Source organism: Nocardia sp. NPDC047648 (assembly GCF_040642815.1).
GTDB classification, from domain to species: Bacteria; Actinomycetota; Actinomycetes; order Mycobacteriales; family Mycobacteriaceae; genus Nocardia; species Nocardia gamkensis.
Window position 1 is genome coordinate 156,558 of sequence record NZ_JBEYSX010000016.1, and the last position, 22,190, is coordinate 178,747.

The following is a 22,190-nucleotide window of genomic DNA, read 5'->3' on the forward strand; positions in this document are numbered from 1 at the left end:
GTGACGGAGCCCGGATCGACCGCTACCAGGGGGAGGGCTGATAGTCCTTGAGGAAGCAGCCGAACAGATCGGTGCCGTTCTCACCCTGCACGATGGGGTCGTAGACGCGCGCCGCGCCGTCGACCAGGTCCAGCGGCGCGTGGAAGCCCTCGTCGGCGAGCCTGATCTTGGTGTAGTGCGGTCGCTCGTCGGTGATCCAGCCGGTGTCGACCGCCGTCATCAGAATGCCGTCCTGCTCCAACATCTCGCGGGCGCTGGTGCGGGTCAACATGTTCAACGCCGCCTTGGCCATGTTGGTGTGCGGGTGCCCCGGGCCCTTGTAGGCGCGGGAGAACTGCCCTTCCATGGCGGAGACGTTCACGACGTACTTCCGGCGGGCCCCGGCGGCGGCCATCGCCGGGCGCAGGCGGGAGACCAGGATGAACGGCGCGACCGAATTGCACAGCTGCACTTCGAGCAGTTCGGTCGGATCCACCTCCGCGACGGTCTGCACCCAGCTGTTGGTGTGCGCGAGGTCGGGCACCAGGCCACCCGCGTCGATCGCGACGCCGCGCGCGATGCGTTCCGGCGTCGCCGACCCCGCGACCAGTGCCAGTTCGGCTACGTCGGCGGCGGTCAGCGCCGGGGTGAGCGACGCGGTCAGCGCGGTGGGGTGGGCCTGCATGGTCTTGCCGAAGCTCACCACCTCCGGCAGCGCGCCCGCTGGCAGCGGCCCGGATTCGGCGTCGACCAGGGCGCTGTAGGCGCCGGGGGAGCGGCGCACCGTCTGCGCGGCGTTGTTGATCAGGATGTCCAGCGGGCCCTGGGCGGCGACGTCGTCGGCCAGGGCGACCACCTGAGCCGGATCGCGCAGATCGATGCCGACGATGCGCAACCGGTGCAGCCAGTCCGCGCTGTCGTCCATCGCCGCGAAACGCCGGATGGCGTCGTTGGGGAACCGGGTGGTGATGGTGGTGTGCGCGCCGTCACGCAGCAGGCGCAGCGCGATGTACATACCGATCTTGGCGCGGCCGCCGGTGAGCAGCGCCCGCCGCCCCGTCAGATCGGTGCGGGCGTTTCGTTTGGTGTGGCTTCTCGCCGCGCACTCCGGGCACAGCTGGTGGTAGAAGGCGTCGACCTGGGTGTAGCGCTGCTTGCAGATGTAGCAGGGGCGCGCGCGGATCAGCGTGCCCGCGCTGGCTCCGTCGGCGGCCGAGCTGATCGGGATGCCCGCGGTCTCGTCATCGATCCGGTTCGGTGATCCGGTCGCGGTGGCGGCGACCACCGCGCGGTCGGCGGCCGAGACCGCCGCGCGCGCTTCGGTGCGGCGGCGCTGCTTGAGCTTCTTGAACATGTGGCCGACCGCCCGCTGTACGGCCACCGAGTCCGGATGATCCTTTTCGAGCGTTCCGGCCTGCTCCAAGACCCGAAGACAGGTCGCGAGCTCCTCGGGATCGATCATGCTTTCGGCCATCGGGGCGGGGGAATCCTTCATCGAGCTGGGCAGACGACCGGCCCATTGTCGCAAACCCCGCCTGCCGGGTGGTCGCCCGGTCGCCCACGCCCGCTCGAAGCGCCGGTCAGCTGCTGCGCGGGGAGATGGCCGCGCGGTCGGCGCGCAGGTCGTCGACGAAGTTGGCGACCGCTTCGGCGACCAGCAGTGGCTCGGTGATCGGCAGCCAGTGATTCGCCGGAACGGCACAGCGCCACAGCTTGTCGACCCAGCGCGTGGAGGCGTCGTAGACGGCGGCGGGCACGAACGGGTCGGTGGTGTCGACGAGCAGCTGGACCGGGACCGCCGTCCGCCGCACGCGCGGCTCGCCCAAGTGGTGCAGCAGATTGGCCTGGGCGATCCGGGCACCGGCGACGAGATCGGTGCGCCAGGTGGGCGCGATGCGCGCGGGCACCGGCGCGAGACCGCCGAGCCGGCCCACGAGCAGCCCGCGCACCCGCGGCGGGTAGAGCCTGCGGGCGATCGGGCCGGGCGTCAGCGCCCAGCGGGCGCCGCGCAGCCACCAGCCCAGGTCGCCGAGTTCGCGCCCGGCGCGCGGCGCCAGCGCGCGCAGCCACAGACCCAGATGATCGAGGTTCGGTCCCGCGATCGCGGTGAACGAGGCGATGCGGGTATTGGCCCGCTCGTCGCAGACCGCCTCCCACAGCTGCACGGCGCCCCAACCGTGGCCGCACGTGTGCACCGGCCTGCGCGGGCTGGCGGCGTCGATCACCGCGAAGAAGTCCTCCGCCAGCAGATCGAGGCGATACTCCGACACCGCCGCGGGCGTGGCCGAACGCCCGTGACCGCGTACGTCGTAGGTGATCACCCGGAAGCCGTCGGCCAGCAGGGCCGCGACCGTCGACCACACGCGGTGTGTGTCGGTGAGGCCGTGCACCAGCACCAAGGGCTCGGCGGCGGCATCACCCCACTCGTAGACGGCGAGACCTGCGCCGTCCCGGTCGACCGTCCAGGTGCGGTCCGGGCGGGGCGTTTCGGTGATGTCGAGCAGTTCGGCCATGTCGTTATCCCTTCGCTGCCGGCTACCGATCCGATGGCACGTCGCCGTCGTGCCCGACGTCAGTGATTCCGATACGGACAGTACGAAGAATTGACCCATCGAGGGAAAGGTAAAACGCCCGAATATGGCGCAGCTCACCACCGGGCGAACCGACCCGCGCCCGCGCCGGGCGGACGCCGCCCACACTCACGGCCTTGCCTCGGCATCCCTGGGCGGGTGCCGGTCCGGGCCGCCCGCGGAGCGTGCTCGAGACGGTGCGTCAGCTTGTTGACAACTCGCCAATAGTCCGGGAATCTGGGGCGTAACCGGTGACGAGACCGGACCGGAGCGAGCGAAGGATCGAGCGATGGCACGCGCGGCGTGGAGTGACGACGAGGTCGAGGCGGTACGAGACCTGGCGAAGACCTTCTTCGAAAAGGAGGTCGTGCCGCACGAGGAGAAATTCGTCGCCCAAGGGCACCCCGATCGCGCCCTGTACAACCGGGCGGGTGAACTCGGCCTGCTGTGCCCCGCCATTCCGGCGGAATACGGCGGTGGCGGTGGCACCTTCGCGCACGAGGCCGCCATCATCGAGGAGCAGGCGCGCGCGGGCGACGGATCGATGGGCATCCCCGTGCACAGCTCGATCATCGCGCCGTACCTGTACGAGTTCGGTTCCGAAGAACTCAAGCGGCGCGTGCTGCCCAAGGCCGCGAGCGGCGAGATCGTGCTGTCCATCGGCATGACCGAACCGGGCACCGGATCCGACCTGCAGAACATCAAGACCCGCGCGGTCCGGGAAGGCGACGAGTACGTCATCACCGGTTCCAAGATCTTCATCACCAACGGCTGGCTCTGCGACGGCATCATCATCGCCGCCAAGACCGACCCCACCAAGGGCGCGGCCGGAGTCTCGCTGATCTTCGCCGAAGTCGGCGACGACACCCCCGGCTTCAAGCGCGGGCGCATCCTGAACAAGATCGGCGGCAAGGCCCAGGACACCGCCGAGCTGTTCTTCGACGGCCTGCGCGTGCCCGCGTCCAACCTGCTCGGAGCGGCCGAGGGCCAGGGCTTCTATCAGATGATGCAGATGCTCGCGCAGGAGCGCTTGGTCACGGCCATCATCGCGGTCGCCATGATGGAGAAGGCGGTGCAGCTCACCGTCGACTACACCAAGGGCCGCGAAGCGTTCGGCAAGCCGCTGTTCGCCATGCAGAACACGAAGTTCGAGCTCGCCGAGTGCGCCACCATCACCAAGGTCTCCCGCACCTTCCTCGACGACTGCCTCGACAAGCACCTGCGCGGCGAACTCGATATTCCCAGCGCTGCCATGTCGAAGTACTGGCTGACCGATCAGCTCGGTATCGTGGTGGACCGCTGCCTGCAACTGTTCGGCGGCTACGGCTATATGACGGAGTATCCGATTTCCCAGCTCTACACCGGCGCCCGCGTCCTGCGCATCCTGGCGGGCAGCAACGAGGTGATGAAGGATCTCATTGCCCGGTCTCTCTGACACCACGAGCGCGACCACGGACGGTGGCGCCGATCCGGCGCTACCGCGCCGCCGCAGGCTCGAGCCCGACGAGCGGCGCGCGCAGATTCTCGCCTGTGCGATCGACATGTTCGGCGAACGCCCGTACGCGGCCGTCTCCACCGCCGAACTGGCGCAGCGGGCCGGTGTGGCCCGCGGTCTGATCAACCACTATTTCGGCAACAAGCGCGATCTCTACCTGGCGGTGGTGCGGCGGATGGTGACGCTGCCCAAGCTCGACAACATGGCCGTGCCCACCGGCTCGTGGCGCGAGCGGGTCGACGCCAGCGTGCGCTGGTTGCTGGACACCATCGCCGAGCACGGCAGCACCTGGGTGAAGGTGACCAGCCACGAGGGAGTCGGAGACGATCCCGAGGTGCAGCAGATCCTGGACGCGGCCGACGACGCGGCGGCCGAGCGGTTGCTGCTGATGGTCGGCCTCGACCATTCGGCACACGATGCCCAGCTGCGCGCGATGGTGCGTGCCTACGGCGGGCTGGTGAAGGTCGCGGGCCGGGAATGGATCACGCGCGGCACGCTCACCCGCGAGCAGGTGCACGACCTGCTGTGCGACATGTTGCTGACATTGGTCACCGAATCGCTGCCCAAAGTCGACCGCAGGCAGTGAACGGCGCCGCGGGTCACCGCGCACCGCTGTAGCGAGCCGGTCGCGGGACGCTCGGTCTGCGGCCGTGGCGGCGAGGGTCGACGACGACGCCCCGACGCGATCCGCGGCGGCGCCGGCGGTCGCACAGCCCGTTGAACCGTCTCCGGCGACGGTCCGCATATCGGCGGCCACGGCGAGCGCGCACGGCACAATGCCCGGCAGGCCGGAAATGCGTCGAGCAAATCCTGGGCCCGGCATGCCTACGGAGCGTGTCCGGCGGCTCGACGTCGCCTTATCGGACGTGAATATTCTGCGGAAGAGTGGCGATCACGCAGGCGGCCGGTGGACCAGCATGCGCCTCGGTTACCGCATCCGCGAGTTCGTTATCACGGCCCGATCACAAATGTCGGACACTTCGGATCAACTTTTCGTGGTGCGCGTCCTATTCTGTGTCGGTATATCGGGGCGGGTCCGGATAGTCCGAGGTTCCTGCGCGGTGTGGTGGTGTGGAGAGGACCTTGATGACACGGGCAGAACGGCGCGAAACGGATCGCTGGCCGCAGGCGCAGCCGGAGGATCGCTGGGCGGAGCCGGAGCCCGACGGCCGCTGGCCCGACGACGAGGACGAGCGCTGGCCCGAGCCGCCGAGCCGCCGCCGGACCGGACGGCTGCGCGTGGAGATCCCGCCGATCGTCAATCCGTACGCGATCATCGCCTTGGTGGCGGCACTGCTCGGGTTGTTCCCGGTGGCCATCGTGTTCGGCTTCATCGCCTTCAGCCATCCCCGCGGCCGGGTCATGGCGATGTTCGCGCTGCTGCTCGGCGTAGCCGAGGTCACCGCGGTGGCGGGATTCATCCTGATGACGAGCAATTGGCTGCCGGACGTGACCAACCGCACGTCCTCGCTCGGGCCCGCGCCCGTCGCCTCGACTCCCACCACCGTCGAGCGTCCAGTGGTGCCCACCACGACCGCCGCACCCAGCCTCGCGGTGACGACCACGCCGCCGGAGAGCCAGGAATCGGTCACGAAGGGCGCGCCGTGCACCGACGCCCAGCTCGGCAAGATCGGCAGCGCCACCACCGGCGGCACGCTGATCTGTCTCAGCGCCGCCGGTGGCAACCAGTGGTCGGGCCCGCACGTGGTGGCGACCGCCGTGCAGCAGGCGGGCTCGAAGTGCGACGCTTCCGGCGCCAAGACCGGGCGCACCGCCGACGGCCGGGCCCTGGTGTGCGAAGTCAGCGGCCGCAGCGGCACATGGGTGCTGTGGACCGAGTAGCCGTCGACGCTATTCGGGCTTCTTCGCGCGGCTCGGCTGCACCCGGGGCGGCTCGTTGGGCATCTTCGGGTACTGCGGTGGCCACGGCGCGTCCATGAGGCCGGCCGCCATGTCCCGTTCGGACATCTCCAGCAGCGGGGCGATGGACTGCGGCACGCGGTCGGCCCACGGGTCGCCGGATTCGGCGTAGCGCGCCGGCACGGTCGCGATGGTCAGGTCGTCGGGCACCACCGAATCCAGATCGGACCAGCCGATCGGCGTGGACACCTGCGCGCCGACCTTCGGCCGCACGCACCACGCGCCGAAAACCGTTTTGTGCGGAGCGTTCTGATTGAAATCGACGAACACCCGGTTGCCGCGTTCTTCTTTCCACCATTGCGCGGTGATGTCCTCCGGGTACCGGCGCTCCAACTCGCGCGCCAGCGCCACCGCGGCGGCGCGCACCTGATAGCCGTCCCACTTCGGCTCCAGCGCGGAGTACAGATGCAAGCCGCGTGAGCCGGAGGTCTTGACTCGGGATTCGATGCCGAGTTCGGCCAGCAGATCCCTGGTGCGGATCGCGGCCCGGCGCAGGTCGGCGAAGGTGATGCCCGGCGAGGGATCGAGGTCGATGCGCAGTTCGTCGGCGATCTCCAGATTGTCGGCGCGGTTGGGCCAGACGTGGAATCCGAGGCATCCCTGATTCACCGCCCACAGGATATGGGCGAGATCGTGGGCGACGAGGGCGTCGCTGGTGGTGCCGTTCGGCGTGGTCACCTCCACCGTGCGCAGCCATTCCGGTGCGGATTTCGGCACCCGCTTCTGGAACCAGGATTTGCCCGATGCCCCGTCCGGGTAGCGCTCCAGCAGCAGCGGCCTGCCGCCGACCACATTCAGGAACGGTTCGGCGACCGCCTGGTAGTAGCGCACCAGATCGAGTTTCGTCTCACCGCGCTTGGTGAAATAGATCTTGCCCGGATTGCTGATCGTGACGGTGCGGCCGTCGGTCTCGATGTCGACGGACTCGGTCATCGGGCCGCGCCTTCGCCGAACAACATGCTCAATTCCGCCGGCGCGACTTCGTCGAGCTGCGCGTAGGTACACGACTCCGGGGTCCGGTCGCTCCGGAAGCGCACCAGCCTGCCACCGTGGCGCAGCCGGCCCGACTGCACGTGCTCGTAGCGGACCTCGGCGACCAGCTCCGGTCGCAGCGCCTCCCAGGACAGATCCTTACCGCCGGTCCAGCGGCTGACGCCGCCGGGCATCTTGCCGTCCGCGGCCGCCTGCGCCGCCGCATCGGCCCACTGCCGCCAAGGATGATCGTCCAGCGCGTTCTCCCGCAACGGCGCCAGCTCCTCGATCAGTTCCCTACGCCGCGCCGCGGTGAAGCTGCTGGCCACGCCGACGTGATGCAGGTGGCCCTCGTCGTCGAAGAGCCCGAGCAGCAGCGAACCGACCCCGGCTCCGTCCTTGTGCCAGCGGAAACCCGCCACCACACAGTCGGCGGTGCGTTCGTGCTTGACCTTCAGCATCACCCGCTTGTCCTGGAGGTAGGCGAGGTCGTCGGACTTGACCATCACGCCGTCGAATCCGGCGCCCTCGAAACGGGTGAACCAGTCCTCGGCCACGTCGGGGTCGTGGGTGATCGGCGTGAGGTGGACGCGCGCGAGCGCGGTGTCCAGGATCGTCTCCAGCAGCCGCCTGCGTTCGGTGAACGGCTCGCCGGTCAGGTCCTTGTCGCCGAGCGCGAGCAGATCGAAGGCCACGAAGCTGGCAGGCGTCTCCACGGCCAGCTTGGCGACCCTGGACGCGGCCGGGTGCAGGCGGTTCTGCAAGGTGTCGAAATCCAAACCCTGCTCGGTGACCACCACGATCTCGCCGTCCACCACGCAGCGGTCCGGCAGCGCCTGCTTCAGCAACTCGGCGACCTCGGGAAAGTACCTGGTCAGGGGCCGGTCATTGCGCGAGCCGAGCTCCACTTCGGCGCCGTCGCGGAACACGATGCAGCGGAAACCGTCCCATTTGGGTTCGTAGCTCAGGCCCGGCTCGCGCGGCACCGCGGGTGCGGTTTTGGCCAGCATCGGCCGCACTGGGGGCAGAACCGGTAGATCCACGCGATCCTCCTCGGGTTCGATCCTCACCCATACCGACGGTGCGCGCCGAGCGAACTCATCGGTCTGTGGCCGTGGTCTCGGCTCGATCGTAGGCGGGCGCCCCGACAGGATCGTGGAGTTCGCCGCTCAGTTCTCCAGCCAGCCCTGCTGGTCGGCGAACGCGGTGAGCCGGTCGCGGATGGTGAGGATCTCGCCCGCGGTGAGCGCGGGGCTCGCGTCGAGGAGCAGTTCGGTGATCAGGCGTTTGTGCTCGGCGACGGTGAGCGGTCCGGAACCCGGCCGGTCCTTTCCCTTGTGCCGCGCCGGGGGCGCGGACGATCCGCCGACCACGTTGAGATTGACCGCCTTGGGTCCGCGGTCGCCTTCGGTCACCTCGAATTCGAACACCCGCCCCTGCCGCAACTCGTCCTCGTCCAAGCCGATGTCGTTGACGTGGACGAACACGTCCGGTCCACCGTCCTCCGGCCGAATGAATCCGAATCCCCGAGAGCTGTCGAACGACACCAATTTCCCGATGGACACCAACACCCGCTCCTCGTCGCCGTCGCTACCGGGCAACTTTAACCCGCGTTTTCGCCGTCGTCGGTGGAAAGCGCCTTTTGCAACGAATGGAAAACGGTCAGTCCTTGACCGACCATTCCGTTCACCAGTTCGCCCACTCCGTCCGGTCCGTTCAGCACGGTGAGATTCGCGTTCGCCAGCCCGTTCGACGCCTGCTTCACGATTTCCGGCAGTTGTTCGATCAACAACTGATCCAGCGCGATCCGGTTGTTCGACGCGGCCGCGGCGGCCTGGATGCGGGTGCGGTCGGCCTCCGCCTCGGCCAGGATGCGCACCCGATCCGCTTCGGCCTGAGCGGGTTTCACGACCTCGGTCTGCAACTGCTGCTCGCGCAACTCGGCCTCTTTGCGCGCCTGCTCGGCCTGGGCGGTGAGCACCTCCTGCAACGCCATCGCCTCGGCCAGCGGGCCGGCCTGCGCGGCCTCCGCGTTGGCCTTGTCGATATCGCGCTGGTATTGCGCGCGCAGGATCGCCGTCTCGCGCTGATATTCCGCCTGCCTGCGCTGGGATTCCTGCTCGGCCTGCGCCGCCGCCTGCGCGGCCTGCGATTGCGCGATCTGCGCGTCGCGCTGCACGGCGGCATTGTGCGGCGCGGCGAGCGCGGCGATATAGCCGAGGTTGCCGTCATCGATGGACTGGATCTGGAAGGAATCGACCCACAGGCCGATATTGCTCATCTCGACTTTCGACGCGACGAGCACTTCGTCGGCCAGTTTCTGGCGCTCCCGGATGATCTCCTCGACCGTCATCGAGCCCACGATCGACCGCAGGTGCCCGGAGAAGATGCGCCCGGTCAGCACCGACATCTCCCGCTCCTGCTCGGAGAGGAACCGCTGTGCGGCGTTCACGATGGACTGGGTGTCGTTGGCGACCTTGAACGCGATCACCGCGCGGACGTCGAGCTGGATCGCCTGCTTGGTGACGCAGCGCTCCTTGATCTCGGATTCGAACATCGCCAGCGACAGGTAGCGGACTTTCCGGAACAGCGGAACCACCCAGGCGCCGCGCCCGATGACCACCTTGAACGGCGCGTTGTCGCGGCTCTTGGCGCCGCTGACCAGCATCGCCTCGTCCGGGTCCGGTACGTGGTAACCCAGCACGTCTGTCTCCCTTACTTTTTCAGGTTTCTCCGGCCGCGTCCGGGGTGAGCGGAATCCAAGGGACGACGTCGACGACGCGCCCCGGATGGACCGCGATGACCAGCACGGCCGCACCGGCCGGGATCGGCTCGGTGGACTGTGCGATGTACAGCTCGGTTCCCCCTCGAATAGCGACCAGGACCTCGCCCAGCGTCCCGGCGCCCCGGATCGGCGATGTGAGCGTACCCGTCAACCCCACCACCGGGTCGATCATCCCAGGATCTCCTTCCGACGATCCGCCCGTCAGCCTACGTCTCGCACAGCACCTTTCGATATCGGCCGGGCGGGACCGCCGCGGGGGCGCAGGTATGTTTCTTGCATGGGAGGACGGCTGGCGCTGGTGGTGGGGTCGGAATGCGCGGCGCTGGGAGAATTGGGTTTCACCGAGGAACTCGCCCATGGGCTGTACGGGAGCCTGACCGAAGCGGGAGGTTGGCGGCCCGCGATCGATGTCGACGGCCCGGTGCTCAATCCCACTGCCGCGCAATTGTTCACCGCCGTCGACACGGCCTTCGCGGCGGCATCGCAGCGGCAGGCCACCCTGCTGCTCGGCTTCATCGGCCACGGCGTGGCGACGACCGCCGAGGACTTCTACCTGCTGAGCCACGACTCACCCGGTGAACCCACCTCGCACAATGCCTTTCATTTGACCCAGGAGATCCGCGAGCGGCTCGACCGCGCCGCGCTCGACGGGCTCGTGCTGCTCGTCGACGCCTGCGAGGCAGGTCAGGGCGTGCAGGGCGCCGCGCGCCGGTGGACCGATCTGCTGGCGCAGTCGGGCGGCCGGATGGAGCTGCTGGTCGCCTCGGGCGACGGTCCCGCGTACTCCGGCTGCTTCACCCGCACCATGCTCGCCACCTTCGACTTGGGCCTGCCGTTGCGCGGGGAGAACCTGCTGCCCTCGGACCTGGTCGATCCGATCGCCGGGCAGTGCACCCATCAGCAGCCGCAGCATCTGTCCTTCAGTTCCGGCGCGGTGTCCACGACCCAGGGCGTCGACCCCGGATTGTGGCTGGTGCCGAACACCGCCCGCCACCGCGACGCGGTGAGCGGACGTTCCGCCGCCGGGTTCGTCGACCAGCTGACCCGGCGTCTGCTGTTGACGCCCGATGTGCGCGAGCGTCTCGACGCGATCATCGACGCGGGCAGCCACCGGCTGCGGGCGGTGCTCGGGCCCGCAGGCGTCGGCAAGTCCACGCTGCTGGCCATGTTGATCCGCCCCAGCCTGGTCGACGGACTCGCCGTGACCCCCGACTACATCACCGCCGCGGTGTTCCTGACGGTGAACAGCTCGGTGGAGTCGGTCGCCTCGGAACTGGCCGCGCAACTCGACGCACGACTACCCGGCTTCCGGGAGGCGGCGCGCGCGGCGCGGGCGCACCGGCCCAGGGACGAGTTCGACATCTTCGACATCCTGGTGCGCCGCCCGCTGGCGCGCCTGTCCACCGCGGGCCGGCGGGTCACCCTGGTCTTCGACGGATTGAATCAGCCGCAGGAGGGGACCAGGCGGTTGCTGGTGGCCGCGATCGCCGATCTGACCCGCCGGGAAGATCTCCGGCACGTCCGGGTGATCGCCGGCATCCGGCCCGGCACCGGTGTCGAGGACGATCCGGGGCTGGCGCACATGTACCGGATCGATGTCGCCGAACCGGCGGCCGACGACATCGCCGCCGTGGTGGACTCGGCGCGCGGAACGGCGCCGGTCGGCCCGGTCGACTGGATCGGCTGGATCCAGCGGCTGCTGGCCGAGACCCCGACCGACGCGACCGGTTCGCGGGTGGTCTCCGGCGGCTGGCTGGTGGCGCGCATCCTGCTGGAGGTGGCGTCGAGATTGACCGACGGCGCGGTCGCGTCCGGGATCGGTCTGGACCGGGTCATCGCGCTGCGGGTCGAGACCGCGCTGCGCGGGGCCGATCCCGCGACCGCGAGTGACACGGCGAACCTGCTCGGGTTGCTGGCCGCGGCGGGAGTCGGGCCCGTGCTGCCGCTGGAGCTGCTGGATTCGGCGCTGTTGTCGCTCGGTGTCGATCTCAGCGCCGCCCGGATCCGCGACATCGCCGTCAATCTCGGCGATTTGATCACCCGCAGTCATCCCGGCACCGTTCGCGAGTCGCTCGGTGTCACCCACAGCGCGTTCCTGCCCGCGCTGGAGGCGGAATGCCGTCGTTCCGGTGTGCGCATCGCCGACGCGCACCGCGCCCTCGTCGCGGCGATCCAGGCCGACGACGGTGACCGGGCGGCCGACTACGCGCGGGGCGCGGCCGTACGCCACTGCCTGGCCTACGGTGATTCCGCCTTGGCCATCGACTTCTTGACGAAGCTGGAAACCGGCAGATCGGCCGACGATCGCGACCTGTGGGCCGCGTGGGCGCCGGACTTCGTCGAGTCGCTGGGACCGGATCATCCCGACACCTTCACCACGCGGGAACGGCGGGCCTTCCACCGCGCCGAGAGCGGCGACCTGGTCGGCGCCATCGCCGATTTCGAACAGTTGCTCGCCGACCGGTTGCGGGTCTTCGGCCCCGACGACCCGGCCACGTTGGACACCCGCGACAGGCTGGCCAGCTACCGCGCCCGCTGCGGTGACCACACCGGTGCGGGCGAGGAATTCGAACGACTGCTCACCGACCAGCTGCGCCTGCTCGGCCTCGACCATCCCGAAACCCTGCGTACCAGAAACAATCTGGCGTCCAATCGCGGCGACGTCGGCGATCTGGACGGGGCCATCGTCCGCTTCGAACAGCTGCGCGCCGACCGCGCCCGCGTGCTCGGCCCGGACCATCCGGACACCTTGCGCACCCGCAACAGCCTGGCGTACTGGCGTGCCGACAGCGGCGACCTCGACGGCGCCCGCGCCGAGTTCGAGCAACTCGTGGCCGACTATCTGCGCGTCTTCGGCGCCGACCATCCGAACACACTCGGCGCGCGCAACAACCTGGCGGCGTTCCGCGCGCGCAGCGGTGATCTCGCCGGTGCGGGCGCGGAGTTCACCCGCCTGCTCGACGACCGTCTGCGGGTGCTCGGCCCGGACCATCCCGACACGCTGCTCACCCGCGGCAGGCTGGCCGGTTACCGCGCCGACAGCGGTGACCTCGAGGGTGCCATCACCGACCTGGAGAAACTGCTCGGCGACCGGTTACGGGTGCTCGGCCCGGATCATCCGGACACCTTCGGCACCCGCAACGAGCTCGCGGGGTGCCGCGCCCGCCACGGCGACCTCGACCGCGCGGTCGCGGAACTGGAGGTTCTGCTGGTCGCGGAGTTGCGGGCCCTCGGCCCCAATCACGCAGCCACCATCCGGACCAAGGACACCCTGGCGTATTGGCGGGGTCGGTCCGGGGATTGACGCCAGGCGCTCGGCTCGCGACGCCGGTCAGGACCGGTAGAGCGAGCGGTACACGGTGAGCATGGCGAGGCAGTGCTCGATGATCTGCTCCCGGGTGGCGCGCAGCGAGCCGTTCAGCCACGCCGAGAACATGCCCGCGTTTCCGCTGGCCATGCTCACCGCCGCCAGCCTGCGTTTGACCGGGTCGTCGATGTGGCCGAACAGATGGTCCTGCATGACCCGGGTGAAGACCGGCATGACGGCGAAGGTGGTCTGCCCGAGGCCGGTGCTGGAATACGGCTCGACCAGGAACAATCGCGACTTGCGCGGATCGTCGAGCACCTTGTCCACCAGTATCTCCGACAGCGCGCGGTCGCGGGACGGGTCGTCGGTGGCGGCGAAGGCCGTCATGGGCTCCAGGAATTCCTCGGCGACCTGACGGTAGAGCACGTCCAGCAACTCGTCGCGGCTGGCGAAGCTCTCGTAGAAGTAGCGGTCGGTGAGGTTGGCCTTGCGGCACACCGCCCGCATGGTGACGCCGCTCGCTCCGGACTCGCCGATCAAATCGAGCGCGGCCTCCAGCAGCGCCGCCCGCCGCGTCTCCCTGCGTTCGGTGAGCGTCGTCCCACCCCAGATCCGCGGGCCCCCGTCGTCGTCTGCTTCCTGACCTGTCTGCACGGCCCCACGATAATGCCTGGCGGCGCGCCCCCGCGCCGCGCGCACTGGGCCCGGCCTCCGCGGTCTTGCCGAAATGGGCGCTCGGTGGCTCCGCTGCCGCGCGATCTCGGCACGACTACCTCGCCGGGCAGTCCGGAGCCGCACCGAGGTGACCGACGGCCTGCGAGCCCGCGGAGATCAGCCTCGTTCCAGCGGCAGCCCCGCATCGCGCCAGGCGACGACACCACCGGCGAGGGCGGCGGCGTCGTATCCGGCTCGACGGGCTCGCGCGGCGAAACGCACCGCCAATTCACCCACGGGGCAGACGAAGACCACGGGCCGCGAGCGCGGGAACGGGATGCCGTGGCCGAACATGTCGTCGAGCTGGTCGTCGCGAATGTTCAACGCGCCGGGCACGTGCCCGATCCGGTAGGCCATGGCGCCACGGCTGTCCACGATGGTCGGGCGGCCGGTCCGGTCCAGCTCGGCGAGCTGCTCGGGCGACAGGCGCGGCACCGCCGCCAGCTCGTCGGCGCTCGGCGCCGTTTCGCGTTCGGCACGGCCGAACAGTTCCGGCCTGCGCTTCTTGATGTAGGACAGGTACGGCTCGAGCCGATCGCAGACGATGAACACCGCGACGATCGGGTCGTCCGGATCGGTGGCGGAGCGATCGAGCGCGCCGAGCGTGTCCAGCGCGGCGGTGTAGGCCGCGCCGCTGGTCGGCCCGGCCAGGACGCCGTACCCGGTCGCCAGGCGCAGTGTTGCGTCCACGGCATCGCCCGCCGACACGGTGACGATCCGGTCGTAGAACTCCGGCTGGAACAGCCCGACATCCCACATTTCGGTCTCCGACCGGATGCCGGGTATGAAGTCCGACCGCTCCGAGACAACCGCGACGGCACGCAATTCGGGATTGTGTTTACGCAGGTAGGTGGCGGTCCCCCTGGTGGAACCGGTGGTGCCGAGCCCGCCGATCAGATAGTCGATCCTGGTGATGCCATCGGCCGCGAGGTCCTCGTGGATCTCCCGTCCGGTGCCGTGGTGGTGCGCCTCGATGTTCTTCTCGTTGGTGTACTGCGACAGATGCCGGTAAGCGCCGGGATGCTGCGCCATCGTCGCCTCGATCACCGAGTAGACGTCGTTCGGTGTGGTCGGGTCCGGGCACTCGGACAGCCCGGGCAGCTCCACGATCTCGGTCCCGAACAGCTGCAGCAGGTCACGGACCTCGCCGACTTTGATCCGGTTGGTCACCGCGCGCAGGTCGATGCCGTACATCGCGCCGAGGACGCGCAGCGCTTTGGCCGTGTTCCCGCTGGAGGCCTCGATGAGCGTCCGGCCGCCTCCGCGCAGCTCCGTCAGTTCGTCGCGCAACATCGCCCAGGCCACCCGGTCCTTGACCGAGCCGAAGGGGTTGTGCGACTCCAGTTTCGCGTAGAGCTCGACACCGGCCAGTCCGTGCACCGCGGGGTCGAGCCGCAGCAGCGGCGTGTCACCGATGAGTTCGGTGATGTGGTCGTATCGCATCAGGAGGCCTCGACCGTTCGGACCGGGCCTGCGGCGTGCGTCGCGAGAGGACGCGCCCGCGACGACTCGACGGGGAAGTCGGGTTCGTAGGCGGTGTCGGGGACGATCCGGAATCCATCGGGCGCCCGGGTGACCGCGAGTTTCGCGGGAAGCGGGTGCATGGAGGCCGTCGCCGCGGATAGGTCCATGTGATACGCGGCGGTGTTCGGGAACACCACCGTGTCGCCCGGCAGGGGGAGGACGGGCAGCCACACCTTGTGATTGGTGATCAGGTCTCGCTCCAGGCACAACCGTCCGGCGATGTAGACGCCGACCGGGCCCTCCGCGCGGTCGGCGCCCGCGTGGGGCAGCAGGATCGGGTCGACCATGACCTCCTGGTCGGCGGGCGTCACCGCATCACGGCTGAGATCGACATGCACCAGCACGCTGCCATCGGCGACCTCCTTGACGAACTCGACCGTGGCCAGCGTGATGCCCGCGTGGTCGACCAGCGCCTTGCCCGGCTCGAGCCATATCTCCAGCAGATTGTCGCCCGCCACCTGCGCGACCGTGCGCCCGCCGTGCCGCTCCAGCGGCGCGTCGAGAAGATCGGCGAGCATGCGGTCGGCGGGAACGGTGTTGGCGTACTTGTGGAACACCGGTGTGCCGTGCACGGCGCCGCCCGCGACGTGATAGCCGAAGGTGTTACTGCCCCAGGTCATCGGTTCCCCACGGCCGAGCAGCGACTCACGCAGCGCCAGCACGTAGGCGTCGAACCGTTCGGCGTCGGCGGTGAACACCTGCCGGAAGCCGCCGCCGATGTCGAGCACCGAAGGGGCGAGCCCGCGATCGTAGGCTCGCTCGATCAGGCGCAGGCACGCATCGATCGCCCGGACACGTTCGCCGAGATCGCCGGAGTCGAGGTGGAAGGCGAACCCTAGAAAGGCGATTCGCCCGCGCTGTGCCGACAGCAGATCGAACGCCTGCTCGACATGCGCGACCGGCATTCCGAACCGGCTCACCTGGCCCGTGCCGATACCGGAAACCCGTAGCAGCACCGGTATTTCCGCATGGTCGGGGGCCAGTTCCGCGATGCGGCCCAGTTCCCACAGGTTGTCCACGTTGATCGTCACTCCGCGGTCGAGGAGCTCGCGCAGGAACGCTTCCCCCTTCGGCCCGGTGACCTCGATGCGCGCCGGACCGAACCCGGCGGCGAGGGCGCTGGACAGCTCGTGCGGTGACGCCACGTCGACGGCGATGCCCGCGCGCTCGGCCGTGCGGACGAACGCGCGAGACTGATTCACCTTGTGCGCGTAGCAGATTCGGTGCCCGGACAGGCGGCGCTCCAGCACTGTGCGCAGACGGAGCAGATTCTCCGAGTAGACCTGCGGGAACACCAGATGTATCGGGGATCCGAAACTCGCCCGCGTTTCCGTGGCGAGGCCGGGGGTGTCGAGAAAGGCGCGGACCGTCGGATGCAGCTTCGCGGGCAGCGCGGGCGGCCGAGGCGTCATACGGCGGCTTCCGATGCCTCGGTGACCGATTCCCGCGTGGCGCCGTCGGGGCGTTCCGCGACCGGGTTGTAGCCGCCGTCCCGGATCGCTTCGAAGGCCCGGGCGCGATTGCGCGGGCTGCGGAACTCGGCCACCACGCGTTTGCTGTCCAGATCGATCTCCACCACGCGGATGTCCATCGATTCCAGGACCCCGCCGATCGTGCGGACGCAGTGTTTGCATGTCATGTCCGGCACGTAGAACACCTGGTCTTCGGCGGTGGCGGCACGGTCGGCGCTCGCCTCGTCGAGTTCGGCGCTCACCTCCGCGACCTCGATGCGGCCCGCGATCTCGGTGAACGTCGCGACGAACCGGTCGACCAGCGACGGCAGGATACTGACATGCCCGCTGTCGAGCTGATGCGGCGTGGCCGCCAGGCAGGCCGGATGACTGCCTGCGGGCAGCAGTGCGTACTGCCGGGAGATCAGGTCCAGGTCGTCGTGATACTTGGCGATCGCCTCGGCGACCGTGAGCCCTTCCACGGTGGTGGCGCGCTCCATCACGGCGTGCGCGTCGGCGATGGTGGCGTCCTTCATGGCGCGCAGGGTCGCGACCGTCTCCGCCGAATAGCGAACGGTGCCATCGGGCTGTGCGACGAGCGTCACCGGGACCATGCCCCGCCGATAGGTCGAGGCCTGCAGCTCCCAGAACCATCGAGTGGCCACCGCGGCGAAGATTCCGGAAGCCCGCAGGCCCTCGGCGAACGCGGCGGCATCGCGGTAAGGGGTCTGCGCGGCCAGCAGCGCGTGCTGGGCCAGTACGCGCCCCGCCGCCTCGATGCCCACCCGGAAGATGTCGCGCGGATCGTGGTCGGTGGTCGTGCCCGCCAGCACGGCGTGGTCGCCCGGCCCGAGCGCCGCGATCCGCGCGGCGAAGGCCGGATCGGCGTCGAGCTGGTGCCACAGCGCCAGGACGGTCTCACGCATCGCGATCGGCACCGAGGGCCCGAGGCCGCCGGCGCGGAAGTGCCCGGTGTTCGGGATGCCGTCGCTGTCGGTCCACGCCATCCGGTGCGTCGCGCTGGTCACCTGATCCGCGCGGCACGGCCGCATGAACCGCTCCAGATACAGCCGCTGGGAATAGGTGAGATGACTGTTGGGCTCGGGACGCAGTGCGGCGCAGGTGAATTCGAATCGCCGCGGCGGGGGAGCCGGCGCGAGCGCGCTGTGCGACCCGGGCTGCGCCAAGTGCGCCAGCACCCTGGACGCGGCCCGCCGGTCGTAGCGGGGGATGTCGTTACTCACGTGACCTCCTCGGCGATGGTTCGCACGCACGCGACGAATCGGTCGATCTCGTCGGGCGTGTTGTAGATGTGCGTGCTGACCCGCACCGAGCCCGCACCGTCGGTGTCGGCGGGGACGCAGTGCGCGCCGGTACGTACCAGGAAACCCAGCTCGCTCAGGACGAATCCCGCGTCGGTGGCCGAGATCCCGTCCAGGGTGAAGGAGACGATGCCGTAGCCGACCCCGCACGCGGCATGCGCCGGACCGGGCAGGAACTCCAGGCCGCGGATCGGTCGCAGCCCGTCGATCAGGCGCAGGGTCAGGGCACGGTTGTGCGCGGCGATGACATCCATGCCGAACGATTCCAGCACCTCCAGCGCACTGCCGAGGGCGAGGATGCCCGGGATGTCGGGTGTGCCGCCTTCCAGCAGCGCGGGCATCGGCCCCGGCCGCAGACCGCCCGGACCCGTGGCGATGCCGGAATTGCCGCCGGGCAGGAACGGCACGAGCCGGTCGTGTACGCGCCGGTGGCAGTACAGGATCCCGGTGCCCGGCGCCCCGAACATCTTGTGCGCGGCGAAGATCGCGAAATCCGCGCCGAGCGCGGTCACGTCGACCGGAAGATGCCCGCCGCTCTGCGAGCAGTCGAAGCACAGCAGGATGGCGGGGTCGATCCGGCCGCGCAATTCCTCCAGGGTGCTGAGACCGCCGAAGACATGGTGCAGATGCCCGGTGGTGATCAGCCGGGTGCGCGGTGTGATCTTGGCCAGGATGTCGTCGGTGTCCGCCTCCCCGGCGGCGGTCGTTCGGTACGGGATCGGATGGATATGGCGTCCGAACCGGGCGAGCAGTCCGCGAAGGTGCTGCCACGGGTACACGTTCGACGCGTGATCGCTCGCGTTGTAGAGGATTTCGTCGCCGTCGGCGAGCGCCGTGAGGCCCCACGACAGCGCGACGGCGTTGAGTGCGGCGGTGGCTCCCGCCGTGAAGACCACCTCGTCCGGGTGCTCGGCGCCGATGAAGGCGGCGGTGCGTTCCCGGATCCGGGCGATCCGGGCGGTCAGGCCGGTGGCCCAGGGATAGGTGCCGCGGCCGACGTTGGCCGTGCCGTTGCTGTGATAGCGCTGGATGGTCTCGATCACCGGAAGCGGCTTCTGTGTGGTCGCGGCGCTGTCCAGGTAGACCTCGGTGGCGCCTACGAGCGCCGGGAACAGCGTCCGTGCCGCGACCGGCGGCGTCGCCGATGGCGGGGGAGTCTCGTCGGTCCGCGTCACCGGCGATCTCGGGGCAGGGGACCGCAACCTGACGCTCCCTTCACCGGTAACTCGGACGTCACCCACGATACGCATTTTCGGTACGGACTTCGAAGCTTTGTCGCCGACAACGGCTTTCGGGACTAGCCTGGACGATATGCCCCTGAGCCCGCAAGAGCGTCAAGAGTTCCTCGCGCAGCCGCATGTCGCGGCGTTCGCGGTGGCCGCGGGTACCGGTCGTGGCCCGCTGACCGTCCCGATCTGGTACCAGTACAGCCCCGGCGGCGAGATCTGGGTCCTGACCGGCCCGGAGTCGCAGAAGATGCGCTACCTCCGGGAGACCGGCCGCTTCAGTCTGATGGTGCAGCAGGTCGAGCCCACGGTCCGGTATGTGAGTGTGGAGGGCCCGGTCACCCGGACCGCCCCGATGACCGACGAGCAGCACCGCGAGATGGCCGCGCGGTACCTGCCCGCCGAATCGGTCGACGGCTATCTGAAGGCGGCCGAGGCCTTCGGAGAGCAGGTCGCGGTCTACCTGCGGCCGGAGCGCTGGCTGTCGGCCGATCTGGGGGACCCCAGCGCGTTCTAATATCTGCCCTGCAGATACTCGACGAGGTGTTCGCGTTCGGTCGCCAATTCGGAGATCGCGCTCTTGACCACGTCGCCGATGCTGACGATGCCGACCAGCCTGCCCTCGTATACCACGGGCAGGTGCCGGATGCGATGGTCGGTCATGGTGCGGCGCAGGCCGTCGACCCGGTCGTCGGGTGCGCAGGTGCGCACCGCGGAGGTCATGATCGCCGACACCGGTGTGTCCAGCAGCTCCGCGCCCCGCGCGTGCAGACTGCGCACCACGTCGCGTTCGGAGACGATGCCCGCGATCGTGTCGCCGTCGGGGGAGACGACGACCGCGCCGATGTTCCGCTCGGCCAGGGTGGCCAGCAGTGTGCGTACCGTCGTGTCGGGTGCGACCGTGGCCACGTCGCTGCCCTTCCTGCGCAGGATCTCCGAAATTCGCATATTTCACCATCCAGACGTCGGGGCACTACCAGGATCGCAAGTTCACGGCGCGGTGACCAGCACGAATCCGTTACAGGCCACGGTTCGGTCACAGTGGGCAGGTCAGAGCCTGCGCGCGACGCTGCGGTCGAGGTCCCGGGCCAGCAGGGCGATCGCCGCCTGGGAGATGCCCGCCGAGGTCGCCAGGTCGACGGAGGTCAGCTGCGCGATGCGACGCAGGCGGTAGTCGACGGTATTCGGGTGCACGTAGAGCTGGCGGGCGGTGAGCTGCCGGTTCATGTCGTTGCCGAGGTAGGCGCGCATGGTGTCGAACAGCTCGGGGTGGGCGTCCAGCGGGTCGAGGATGGTCGCGATCCGCCGGGTGGCCGGGCCGCTGCGGGTGAGCTGGTATTCCACGGCCAGATCCGACATCTGGTAGAGGCCGGGCGGCCGGACGCCCACGCGCACGAGATTGAGCAGCTCGTGCGCTTGATCGGCCGATTCGGGAATCTGATCGGTGTCGGTCGGCACGACGGTCGCGGTGAGCGGCACCTCGGCGGCAGCGGCGAGCAGCTCGAGCGTCGTGCCGGTGAGAACCGGCTCGGCCTCGTCGCCCAACGGGATGAGCAGCGTCCCGCCCTTGGCGCTGAGCAGGGCGAGCGCGCGGGAGGCGAACACGGTGGCCAGCTCGGATTGCAGCCGTCGCAGCTTGCGGCGGGCGGCCACGTTCCCGTCGACGCGCGGATCGCGTTCGTCCGGATGTTCCGGAATCGACAGGGCCACAACCTGATAGGCCTCCGCGATCGGAATGCCGGTCTGCCGCGCCAGAGCCGAGCTGCCGCGACCGCTGAGCAGCGCCGAGGCGAGCGTCTGCGTCGCCGTCTGATGCTCCTTGGCGACCAGGTGCTGTTCGTCGACGTAGGCATCCGACACCGCCGCGGTGATCGCCTCGAGCAGTTCGAGAAGCAGATCGGCGGCGACCAGCACCTCGTCGACGTCGTCGGCCGCGGCAGGCGCGGTGACCAGACCGAAGGCGATGCGCAGTCCCTCGTGGTAGGCGCGCAGGATCGTGCTCAGCGGCACCGCCTCCCGCGCCCAACGAGCGGCAGCCGCGCGGACGGGGCCGAGCTGGTGCTCGTCCGGTACGGTACGCCGGTCGAACATCTCGGCAGCGAGGTTCAGACAGCTGCGGGTGAGTTTCGTGACGTCGCCGCGTAATTGCTCGCCGGGCAGGGTGCGGCAGGGAGCCATGACGTTCTCGAAGTATCCGACCATGTGCGACGCTACGCTCTCGGCGTTCAGCAAGGGCACCGAAGCCGGCTGTCCGCCGATTTCCAGCACCGGGTCGGACGAGTCGGGGGACAGATCCAACGCGGAGTAGGTCATTACGAGTTCGCTCCCAATGCCACGCCGGGCGTGCGAGAAATCGCGCCCGGGTCGATCGATCACTATACGAAAGGGTCGTGTGCACGGGGAGTGATCTGTGAGATCGTCTGGGAGTCGGACGCATTCCGCTTATGGCGCTCTTCGCCCGTGGCGCGGGATCGCGAAGCGCTACCGGCCGGCCCCGGCGTCGGAGCCGTCTTCACCTGCGGCGAGGGCTCTTGCGTGCCTGCCGAGGCAGGGGTTACTCGTCGTCCAGCCCCGCTGACAGATAGGCGGCGGCGGCCAGCCATTGCCTGCACTGCGGACCGTGGACTTCGTGGGTGTAGAGAATGTCGCGGGCCTGCCGGTAGGTGAGGCCGCGGGGCTCGACCCCGCAATCGGAGAGGGCGAACTCGGGCGCTGCCGAGTACTGACGCAAGGGTTCGGCGCCGGCCCCATCGATGACGGCAACCCGGCGGGGCGTTCGAAATGGCTCGATCATTCGACTACCCCTCGCGTCCGACGTGCGGCGGGGAGGCCGAAGTGCCGGTGACGCAAGCTCGAACTCCCTGCGTACCTCCCCGATTTCGAGTTCGAGTCTATGCCTCCGTTACTTACAGATGCAAGTACATC

General features: G+C 69.3%; 20 protein-coding genes. 5 read left to right on the plus strand and 15 right to left on the minus strand.

Annotated elements, in window-relative coordinates; all coding sequences use genetic code 11:
• Positions 1–22: 22 nt before the first annotated feature.
• Positions 23–1,453 carry an SDR family NAD(P)-dependent oxidoreductase gene (locus ABZ803_RS28835; protein ID WP_357044024.1) on the minus strand — a complete coding sequence of 477 codons (1,431 nt, stop codon included), beginning with the start codon at positions 1,451–1,453 and terminating at the stop codon, positions 23–25.
• 106 nt (positions 1,454–1,559) lie between these two features.
• Positions 1,560–2,492 carry an alpha/beta fold hydrolase gene (locus tag ABZ803_RS28840; protein WP_357044026.1) on the minus strand — a complete coding sequence of 311 codons (933 nt, stop codon included), beginning with the start codon at positions 2,490–2,492 and terminating at the stop codon, positions 1,560–1,562.
• 346 nt (positions 2,493–2,838) lie between these two features.
• Between ABZ803_RS28840 and ABZ803_RS28845 the strand changes: the two genes are divergently transcribed.
• The 3 genes from ABZ803_RS28845 (at position 2,839) to ABZ803_RS28855 (ending at position 5,886) form a co-directional block, all read left to right on the plus strand.
• Positions 2,839–3,984 carry an acyl-CoA dehydrogenase family protein gene (locus ABZ803_RS28845; RefSeq protein WP_357044028.1) on the plus strand — a complete coding sequence of 382 codons (1,146 nt, stop codon included), beginning with the start codon at positions 2,839–2,841 and terminating at the stop codon, positions 3,982–3,984.
• On the plus strand, positions 3,968–4,630 hold the full coding sequence (locus ABZ803_RS28850; RefSeq protein WP_357044030.1) for a helix-turn-helix domain-containing protein: 663 nt from the start codon (positions 3,968–3,970) through the stop codon (positions 4,628–4,630). Before ABZ803_RS28845 ends, ABZ803_RS28850 begins: the two co-directional genes overlap by 17 nt.
• A 500-nt stretch (positions 4,631–5,130) precedes the next feature.
• Positions 5,131–5,886: a DUF4190 domain-containing protein gene (locus ABZ803_RS28855; RefSeq protein ID WP_357044032.1), complete on the plus strand. Its 756-nt coding sequence runs from the start codon at positions 5,131–5,133 to the stop codon at positions 5,884–5,886.
• 9 nt (positions 5,887–5,895) lie between these two features.
• Here ABZ803_RS28855 and ligD read toward each other — a convergent pair whose 3' ends face one another.
• The 5 genes from ligD to ABZ803_RS28880 all read right to left on the minus strand — a co-directional run bounded on the left by ligD (position 5,896) and on the right by ABZ803_RS28880 (position 9,893).
• Positions 5,896–6,897, minus strand: coding sequence for a non-homologous end-joining DNA ligase (gene ligD, locus ABZ803_RS28860; RefSeq protein WP_357044034.1), 1,002 nt, complete (start codon positions 6,895–6,897; stop codon positions 5,896–5,898).
• A complete protein-coding gene (locus ABZ803_RS28865; RefSeq protein WP_357044036.1) occupies positions 6,894–7,979 on the minus strand; it encodes an ATP-dependent DNA ligase in 1,086 nt (361 codons plus the stop codon). The genes ligD and ABZ803_RS28865 overlap by 4 nt, the downstream gene beginning before the upstream one ends.
• Positions 7,980–8,105: 126 nt before the next feature.
• Entirely contained in the window at positions 8,106–8,507 is a 402-nt protein-coding gene (locus tag ABZ803_RS28870) for a cold shock domain-containing protein (protein ID WP_062967733.1), read from the minus strand.
• 32 nt (positions 8,508–8,539) lie between these two features.
• Positions 8,540–9,640 carry a flotillin family protein gene (locus ABZ803_RS28875; protein ID WP_063050973.1) on the minus strand — a complete coding sequence of 367 codons (1,101 nt, stop codon included), beginning with the start codon at positions 9,638–9,640 and terminating at the stop codon, positions 8,540–8,542.
• Positions 9,641–9,659: 19 nt separating this feature from the next.
• Positions 9,660–9,893, minus strand: coding sequence for a hypothetical protein (locus tag ABZ803_RS28880; RefSeq protein WP_063050972.1), 234 nt, complete (start codon positions 9,891–9,893; stop codon positions 9,660–9,662).
• Between the two features lie 105 nt (positions 9,894–9,998).
• Between ABZ803_RS28880 and ABZ803_RS28885 the strand changes: the two genes are divergently transcribed.
• Positions 9,999–13,025 (plus strand): tetratricopeptide repeat protein, encoded by a 3,027-nt coding sequence (locus ABZ803_RS28885; RefSeq protein WP_357044039.1) that lies wholly within the window; start codon positions 9,999–10,001, stop codon positions 13,023–13,025.
• 27 nt (positions 13,026–13,052) lie between these two features.
• Here the strand turns inward: ABZ803_RS28885 and ABZ803_RS28890 are convergent, their stop codons facing one another.
• The 5 genes from ABZ803_RS28890 to ABZ803_RS28910 all read right to left on the minus strand — a co-directional run bounded on the left by ABZ803_RS28890 (position 13,053) and on the right by ABZ803_RS28910 (position 19,214).
• Positions 13,053–13,682: a TetR/AcrR family transcriptional regulator gene (locus ABZ803_RS28890; protein ID WP_051175165.1), complete on the minus strand. Its 630-nt coding sequence runs from the start codon at positions 13,680–13,682 to the stop codon at positions 13,053–13,055.
• 177 nt (positions 13,683–13,859) lie between these two features.
• Positions 13,860–15,185 (minus strand): pyridoxal-phosphate dependent enzyme, encoded by a 1,326-nt coding sequence (locus ABZ803_RS28895; RefSeq protein ID WP_357044041.1) that lies wholly within the window; start codon positions 15,183–15,185, stop codon positions 13,860–13,862.
• Positions 15,185–16,678 carry a decarboxylase gene (locus tag ABZ803_RS28900; protein WP_357044043.1) on the minus strand — a complete coding sequence of 498 codons (1,494 nt, stop codon included), beginning with the start codon at positions 16,676–16,678 and terminating at the stop codon, positions 15,185–15,187. The genes ABZ803_RS28895 and ABZ803_RS28900 overlap by 1 nt, the downstream gene beginning before the upstream one ends.
• Positions 16,675–17,961: a heavy-metal-associated domain-containing protein gene (locus tag ABZ803_RS28905; RefSeq protein ID WP_357044045.1), complete on the minus strand. Its 1,287-nt coding sequence runs from the start codon at positions 17,959–17,961 to the stop codon at positions 16,675–16,677. The genes ABZ803_RS28900 and ABZ803_RS28905 overlap by 4 nt, the downstream gene beginning before the upstream one ends.
• On the minus strand, positions 17,958–19,214 hold the full coding sequence (locus ABZ803_RS28910) for an aminotransferase class V-fold PLP-dependent enzyme (RefSeq protein WP_357044047.1): 1,257 nt from the start codon (positions 19,212–19,214) through the stop codon (positions 17,958–17,960). The genes ABZ803_RS28905 and ABZ803_RS28910 overlap by 4 nt, the downstream gene beginning before the upstream one ends.
• 136 nt (positions 19,215–19,350) lie before the next feature.
• On the opposite strand from ABZ803_RS28910, the gene ABZ803_RS28915 reads away from it, so the two are divergent.
• On the plus strand, positions 19,351–19,782 hold the full coding sequence (locus ABZ803_RS28915; RefSeq protein ID WP_357044049.1) for a pyridoxamine 5'-phosphate oxidase family protein: 432 nt from the start codon (positions 19,351–19,353) through the stop codon (positions 19,780–19,782).
• On the opposite strand, the gene ABZ803_RS28920 is transcribed toward ABZ803_RS28915, so the two are convergent.
• The 3 genes from ABZ803_RS28920 to ABZ803_RS28930 form a co-directional block, all read right to left on the minus strand.
• Positions 19,779–20,213: a CBS domain-containing protein gene (locus ABZ803_RS28920; protein WP_357044051.1), complete on the minus strand. Its 435-nt coding sequence runs from the start codon at positions 20,211–20,213 to the stop codon at positions 19,779–19,781. The genes ABZ803_RS28915 and ABZ803_RS28920 overlap by 4 nt on opposite strands.
• Positions 20,214–20,315: 102 nt before the next feature.
• The gene (locus ABZ803_RS28925) at positions 20,316–21,578 is read right to left on the minus strand and encodes a helix-turn-helix domain-containing protein (RefSeq protein WP_357044053.1); all 1,263 of its coding nucleotides are present in this window, start codon (positions 21,576–21,578) and stop codon (positions 20,316–20,318) included.
• A gap of 241 nt (positions 21,579–21,819) precedes the next feature.
• A complete protein-coding gene (locus tag ABZ803_RS28930; protein ID WP_040866586.1) occupies positions 21,820–22,059 on the minus strand; it encodes a hypothetical protein in 240 nt (79 codons plus the stop codon).
• Positions 22,060–22,190 lie beyond the last annotated feature (131 nt).

Excerpts from the sequence above, each read along its gene's own strand:
- ABZ803_RS28835 (WP_357044024.1), bottom strand. The coding sequence starts at position 1,453 with ATGGCCGAAAGCATGATCGATCCCGAGGAGCTCGCGACCTGTCTTCGG.
- ABZ803_RS28840 (WP_357044026.1), bottom strand. The coding sequence starts at position 2,492 with ATGGCCGAACTGCTCGACATCACCGAAACGCCCCGCCCGGACCGCACC.
- ABZ803_RS28845 (WP_357044028.1), top strand. The coding sequence starts at position 2,839 with ATGGCACGCGCGGCGTGGAGTGACGACGAGGTCGAGGCGGTACGAGAC.
- ABZ803_RS28855 (WP_357044032.1), top strand. The coding sequence starts at position 5,131 with ATGACACGGGCAGAACGGCGCGAAACGGATCGCTGGCCGCAGGCGCAG.
- ligD (WP_357044034.1), bottom strand. The coding sequence starts at position 6,897 with ATGACCGAGTCCGTCGACATCGAGACCGACGGCCGCACCGTCACGATC.
- ABZ803_RS28880 (WP_063050972.1), bottom strand. The coding sequence starts at position 9,893 with ATGATCGACCCGGTGGTGGGGTTGACGGGTACGCTCACATCGCCGATC.
- ABZ803_RS28885 (WP_357044039.1), top strand. The coding sequence starts at position 9,999 with ATGGGAGGACGGCTGGCGCTGGTGGTGGGGTCGGAATGCGCGGCGCTG.
- ABZ803_RS28895 (WP_357044041.1), bottom strand. The coding sequence starts at position 15,185 with ATGCGATACGACCACATCACCGAACTCATCGGTGACACGCCGCTGCTG.
- ABZ803_RS28900 (WP_357044043.1), bottom strand. The coding sequence starts at position 16,678 with ATGACGCCTCGGCCGCCCGCGCTGCCCGCGAAGCTGCATCCGACGGTC.
- ABZ803_RS28915 (WP_357044049.1), top strand. The coding sequence starts at position 19,351 with ATGCCCCTGAGCCCGCAAGAGCGTCAAGAGTTCCTCGCGCAGCCGCAT.
- ABZ803_RS28920 (WP_357044051.1), bottom strand. The coding sequence starts at position 20,213 with ATGCGAATTTCGGAGATCCTGCGCAGGAAGGGCAGCGACGTGGCCACG.
- ABZ803_RS28925 (WP_357044053.1), bottom strand. The coding sequence starts at position 21,578 with ATGACCTACTCCGCGTTGGATCTGTCCCCCGACTCGTCCGACCCGGTG.
- ABZ803_RS28930 (WP_040866586.1), bottom strand. The coding sequence starts at position 22,059 with ATGATCGAGCCATTTCGAACGCCCCGCCGGGTTGCCGTCATCGATGGG.